This window comes from Bartonella sp. ML70XJBT, assembly GCF_028618425.1.
Classification (GTDB): Bacteria; Pseudomonadota; Alphaproteobacteria; order Rhizobiales; family Rhizobiaceae; genus Bartonella.
In genome coordinates this window covers 102078-108077 of the sequence record NZ_JAQISX010000006.1, presented here as the reverse complement: position 1 = coordinate 108077, position 6000 = coordinate 102078, and the positions used below count along the sequence as shown (strand labels likewise).

General features: G+C 40.6%; 7 protein-coding genes. 2 read left to right on the top strand and 5 right to left on the bottom strand.

The genetic code is table 11. The annotated features are described in order from the left end of the window. Positions 1 to 50 precede the first annotated feature (50 nt). Positions 51 to 422, top strand: coding sequence for a helix-turn-helix domain-containing protein (locus PVV65_RS04265; protein WP_273789330.1), 372 nt, complete (start codon positions 51 to 53; stop codon positions 420 to 422). 556 nt (positions 423 to 978) lie between these two features. Continuing rightward, on the top strand, positions 979 to 1350 hold the full coding sequence (locus tag PVV65_RS04260; protein ID WP_273755000.1) for a helix-turn-helix domain-containing protein: 372 nt from the start codon (positions 979 to 981) through the stop codon (positions 1348 to 1350). A 1127-nt stretch (positions 1351 to 2477) separates the two neighbouring features. Here the strand turns inward: PVV65_RS04260 and ybgC are convergent. The 5 genes from ybgC to PVV65_RS04235 form a co-directional block, all read right to left on the bottom strand. Continuing rightward, on the bottom strand, positions 2478 to 2918 hold the full coding sequence (ybgC, locus tag PVV65_RS04255) for a tol-pal system-associated acyl-CoA thioesterase (protein ID WP_273754998.1): 441 nt from the start codon (positions 2916 to 2918) through the stop codon (positions 2478 to 2480). 210 nt (positions 2919 to 3128) lie between these two features. Next, a complete protein-coding gene (gene ruvB, locus PVV65_RS04250) occupies positions 3129 to 4220 on the bottom strand; it encodes a Holliday junction branch migration DNA helicase RuvB (protein WP_273789326.1) in 1092 nt (363 codons plus the stop codon). A gap of 13 nt (positions 4221 to 4233) precedes the next feature. Next, the gene (ruvA, locus tag PVV65_RS04245) at positions 4234 to 4848 is read right to left on the bottom strand and encodes a Holliday junction branch migration protein RuvA (RefSeq protein ID WP_273755061.1); all 615 of its coding nucleotides are present in this window, start codon (positions 4846 to 4848) and stop codon (positions 4234 to 4236) included. A gap of 13 nt (positions 4849 to 4861) precedes the next feature. Continuing rightward, complete coding sequence (gene ruvC / locus PVV65_RS04240) at positions 4862 to 5377, bottom strand: crossover junction endodeoxyribonuclease RuvC (RefSeq protein ID WP_273789329.1); 516 nt, start codon at positions 5375 to 5377, stop codon at positions 4862 to 4864. Between the two features lie 268 nt (positions 5378 to 5645). Continuing rightward, positions 5646 to 5837, bottom strand: a complete 192-nt coding sequence (locus tag PVV65_RS04235; protein WP_273789325.1) for a hypothetical protein — start codon at positions 5835 to 5837, stop codon at positions 5646 to 5648. Positions 5838 to 6000 lie beyond the last annotated feature (163 nt).

Genomic DNA, 6000 nt, shown 5'->3' with positions numbered 1-6000 from the left:
ACTCCCGGAATACCAACGCGAGGGCGCTCGCAACCGGCGGGGGGCTTAACATGCAAACCAAAAATTCACATTTTAACGATATTTCTATTGGCAAAAGAATTCGTCATAGAAGAATGTCAATGAGGCTTTCTCAAAAAGAATTAGGGAATTCTTTAGGTGTTAGTTTCCAACAAGTCCAAAAATACGAAAAAGGGTTAAACCGTGTAAGCGCAGGACGTTTGCTAGAAATTGCCAACTTACTGGAAGTTCCGATGAGCTTTTTTTACGCGGATATTGCTACAAAAGAAGATAATCTCACAAAAGAACATCATTCCCACTATGATCAAGAAATCTATAGTGAAAAAGAACACACCCTTTTGAAAACTTTTAGAGAACTCCACCCTAAAAAACAAAAGGCAATTTGGTGGTTAATTTTCGATTAGGTAAAAGCACGCACAAAGCTCCAATCCTTTATTGCATTTTTACAGATCCACGTTTTTACGCTTTTCTATCTTTACAAAAAAACTCCAAACCAACACCTTGCACCACTGCGTAAACACTGGTCCATTAACAATCGGGCTTCTTATGTAGCAAAATATCCCCTACGAACTTCAGATCATTACCCTTCAAACGGATAATACTTCATAAAGCACGCCTTGCCTTATCCCGAATATTCCTGCTCTCTTCATCATCCCTTAAAACAACACTGTTTTACGAATGTGCAGCATAGCCAATGCTTTAATTTTTCTTGCCAATCTCTTGAAAGTACTTTATCAATTAGAAGATATTTTGATCGTCTACGCACCGATCAAGAGGGAAAACAAGCCCTAAATCCGAGCGTACAATTATGCCCACTTTTGTGGGTGTCCCGGGATTCCGGGAGTTTTTGCTATGTCCAGGTGCTTACCAGCACTAAAAGCAAAAAGCTGACTCGGATTCAGTACTTGTTACTCCCGGAATACCAACGCGAGGGCGCTCGCAACCGGCGGGGGGCTTAACATGCAAACCAAAAATTCACATTTTAACGATATTTCTATTGGCAAAAGAATTCGTCATAGAAGAATGTCAATGAGGCTTTCTCAAAAAGAATTAGGAAGCCATTTAGGTGTCAGTTTCCAACAAATCCAAAAATACGAAAAAGGGTTAAACCGTGTAAGCGCAGGACGTTTGCTAGAAATTGCCAACTTACTGGAAGTTCCGATGAGTTTTTTTTACGCGGATATTGCTACAAAAGAAGATAATCTCACAAAAGAACATCATTCCCACTATGATCAAGAAATCTATAGCGAAAAAGAACACACCCTTTTGAAAACTTTTAGAGAACTCCACCCTAAAAAACAAAAGGCAATTTGGTGGTTAATTTCCGATTAGATAAAAGCACGCACAAAGCTCCAATCCTTTGTTTCATTTTTACAGATCCACGCTTTTACGCTTTTACATCTTGAGAGAAAGCAGCAAACGAAACATTCAAACCACGCTTCACGCCATAAAAAAGGTCTATCGACACGCTGGCTTCTGGTTATAGCGGATTTCTCAGCTGATTATTTTATAGGTTATCACCCTCTCTCAAAAAAAGTGTTTCCCAGCCTACCCTAAGATATTCATCCCCCCGCTTTCACAAGCCCCCCTTACATTTACATTGCGCAACGACTACCGCCCTAAAGAGCAGTGTTTTATGACATGATAGGATAAGCGTTTCCAGCTCAAAATCTGCGATCAATCTTGGCACTTAAAAAACTTTATAAAAGACATTTTATGCCTTTATCAATCCTTTTTATATCCCCTCATCAACCCGCGTGTGACAAGAAAAAATGTGACATGCAAGAAAATGATTTTGATGAATTCACAAAAGAGTTTACAAAGAAAAACTCTTACAAGCCTTCTCTGAAAATGACAACGTAATGAATGATCATGATCAATAAAGTTTCATCATGATAAGATGACACATTGCCTCAGGCGGATATTGTTTCTCTCATTTTCCCTCAAGTTTCATAAGCCCCCTTGAGCACAAAAAAAACCAAAAATAACCCACCATAAAATGCCTCACCCCATGCCCCTCATTCAATATCCCTTCTATGTAAATCTAATATAATTAAGTCTCATATAATCCCATGCAGTCTCATTGTGCTTTGAACACGCCCTTTTCAATGATGAACTTCATCTCTCTAGCACCATGAGATAACTTTAAAGCTTCTGTAACTTTAAAAAAAGCCTTTTTATCCTCTTGACTTCATGAAAACCATCCCCTTCATTTTCTTGACTCACTTGCAATATTAAATCATTATGACAATTGAAAATTGTTCATATATTTTTATATTTTTTCAATGACTTATATATTATTCTCTTATGAGAGTGTAAGCGAATGATTTTTATGGTTTCAAAATGGAAAAGAGCTTGAAATAAGAAAATTTTACGACACCCACGGGCTCTCATTTTAATTGAATAAAGCTATATTAGCTTTATCAATCAAACTGTTGTAAATTCAACAACCAAGAGTTTTAACCAAGCAGTTTTGCAAAAAGCTCTTTGGGTAAACGTCGCGGTTTTGCTTCTTCATTAATCAGAGCAATTTCAACTTTTGCTGTTACCAACGTAGTCGCCTCATGCACAATCGATTGCTCCATAAAAAAGCGTGCTCCTTGGATATGATTAACACGTGTTTTAACGACTAAAAGATGATCAATTTGGGCTGGTCGTAAAAAACTAATTTCCATATGACGCACAACAAAAAACAATTTTTCCCCTTCCCCCCCTGCAGCTAACATTTTATTATTAAAACCGGTATCCCGTAAAAACTCTGAACGTCCTCGTTCAAAAAATTCTAGATAACGCGCATGATAAACCACACCGGAAAAATCTGTATCAGCCACATAAACGCGCACCTGAAAATTATGAAAAGCATTTTTATGATTGCTTTTGAAAGGCGTTATTTCTGTCATTGACTTCATGTCCCGTAAAATCATTTAAGATAGCAAATTGTTTATCAATCAAAAGATTGAACATATTTTTGTGTTGAAGTTGTGAAAAAAAAAACACAAAATTCTCCATCGTCCTAAAGCTTTTCGATCAGAAACAAGAACCAGAAGAACGCTTCTTGTTCTTATAAGAGCTTACGATAAATCATCCGCACAGTTTTTAAAAAAGGTTCCTCAGTCATCTTCCCCATCCCATAAAGTTTTCTGCAGTGATGCATTATCTTGAGCATCAGAAAGTTGCGTACGCTTTTGTATCGACGTTGAAGCAGGCGCAGCAAGTCCTAAATGGCTCCACGCCTTTTCCGTGAGAATGCGTCCTCGAGCCGTTCTCTGAATAAAGCCTTGTTGGAGAAGATAGGGCTCAACGATATCTTCAATCGCATCGCGTGGTTCTGATAAAGCAGCTGCAATGGTTTCAATGCCCACCGGTCCCCCTAGAAAAGTTTCCGCAATCAGCAGCAAATAACGCCGGTCAAGTGGATCAAGCCCAAGATGATCGACCTCAAGGCGCGAAAGCGCTTCATCGGCAATTTTTTGATCAATTTGTTTTGCTTTTTTTACCAAAGCAAAATCACAAACGCGCCGTAAAAGCCGTCCAGCGATGCGTGGGGTCCCCCGTGCTCGGCGTGCAATTTCATGGGCACCATCATCACTGATCTTGACAGCAAAAAGCCGCGCATTACGCTGCACAATATATTCCAATTCCTCTATCGTATAAAAATTAAGACGAATAGGGATGCCAAAACGGTCTCTGAGTGGTGTGGTCAAAAGCCCCAACCGTGTAGTTGCTGCCACTAAAGTAAATTTAGCCAGATCAATTTTAACCGAGCGTGCCGCCGGTCCTTCCCCAATGATCAAATCGAGTTGATAATCTTCCATCGCTGGATAAAGAATTTCTTCAATCGCCGGATTTAAGCGATGAATTTCATCAATAAACAAGACATCGCGTTGTTCAAGATTGGTCAAGAGAGCAGCCAAATCTCCTGCTTTAGCAATAACCGGTCCTGAAGTAGAGCGAAAATTAACCCCTAATTCTTTTGCCATAATTTGTGAAAGTGTTGTTTTTCCCAGTCCCGGTGGTCCTACAAACAAAACGTGATCTAGCGCTTCTTGCCGCGTTTTTGCGGCTTCAATAAATATTTTTAAATTGGCCCGTGCCGCCTCTTGACCAATAAAGTCATCAAGAACTTGTGGTCTTAAGGAACGATCCGGATCGTTGGGAAGGGGCGCAGCTCCTAAAAGGCGTTGATCTTCATCTTTATGCATTGTTACCTTTTATTCAAGTAGGAGAAGAAAGCAATTTGAGACTATGGCGGATCAAGAGGGCAGAAGAAATAGTTTCTCCTTCAAGGCTGTTCATGGAAAGAGCAAGAGCCCTGGCTGCTTGCTCACGTTCAAAGCCTAACTTCATCAACGCAGAAAGCGCATCCTGCGCAGGTTGATCAGCCCTCTCATGCTGCGGAATTGAAATAGTCTTGACCGCTTGTTCAAAGGGGAGCGTTTTACTTTTCAACTCACCCACAATTCTTTCGCTGACTTTTTTACCAACGCCCGGTGCTCGACTAATCATCGCTCCATCGTTTAAAGCAATAGCTTGTGCAAGTTCATCTGGTGATAAAGTGCCCAAGATTGCTAGAGCAACCTTAGCCCCTACGCCTGGAACATTTTGGAGCATACAAAACCACTCCTGTTCAGCTCTTGTCGCAAAACCAAAAAGGCGGATTGCCTCTTCCCGAACATGCGTTTCAATAAAGAGACTTAATGCCTCCCCAACAGAGGGCAAAGAAGGACGCAACCGATTTGAGATAAAAACAACATAGCCCACACCATGAACATCAAGAACGATATAATCCTCAAAGATATGTTCAAGCGTGCCCTTTAACTTGCCAATCATATCGCCATCCCAATCACATCGCTATCCTTGCCTGATAAGATTGCTCAATCCTCTTACGATGCATGCTATGGCAAAGAGCAAGAGCAAGGGCATCTGCCGCATCATTACTATCAAATTCAGCCCGTGGGAGGAGAACTTTTACCATCATATGAATTTGTTCTTTAGCGCCATGCCCAACACCAATAACCGATTTTTTCACCTTATTGGGTGCATACTCAAAAACAGGACACTTTGCCTGTGCAGGAACCAATAGCGCAATCGCACGTGCTTGCCCAAGTTTTAGCGTTGCTGTCGCATCTTTGTTGACAAACACATGTTCCACCGCGGCTTCATGGGGCATAAATTGATGCACAACCTCTGAAAGACCTTTATGGATCTGACAGAGTCTGGAAGCCAGATCACACTTTACATCGGAAGAAACCGTCCCTGCTGCAACAAACTGAAGACGATTACCCGCAAGATCGATAACGCCCCACCCAGTATACCGTAGTCCGGGATCAATGCCTATAATACGAATCGTCTCTGCCATAACCCCCAGTTTATACACTTTTCCCCCTTTTGAATAAAGGCTCGCCCACAAAGAAAACAGCAGTAAAACATAAAACCAGCAAAAAGAGGAGCCTATATCATGAATTAATACAGTATAACACATGAACAAACAGAAGCTTTATGAGATGTAAAAATGCCATCGAACAAAACAATATACACCTTACAAGAAAGCAAAACCAACGCATAAAAAATCCCCTTTTATCTCATCTTTCCCCTTTTATCTCATCTTTAATGTCATAATGATTAAATCATCGAAAGCAAGCACAGAGAGGATTTTGATATATCAATGGCAAAAATTCTTCTCTCTGGATAATATATACGCCATCGAGTCTTTTTTCGTTATACCGCCCAAAGGCTGTCTTCAACAATTCGATTTGTTTTGCCAGCGGATTTTCATCTTCTAAAGTATTGGAAGCGGCTGCTTCCCACCCCGCACGCATAGATTTTATGCGTGCCTCTCAAACGGGCGTGAATGAGCAACAAATTGGCGGAAAATTTCCGGAAGTTCGTTCCAATGAGGCGTTTCAAATTCCAATGAGGGAGTCTGAAGGGAAACTTTGACGATTTCTTTTTTTATTTAGTCTGATGACATTTCCCCTTGGA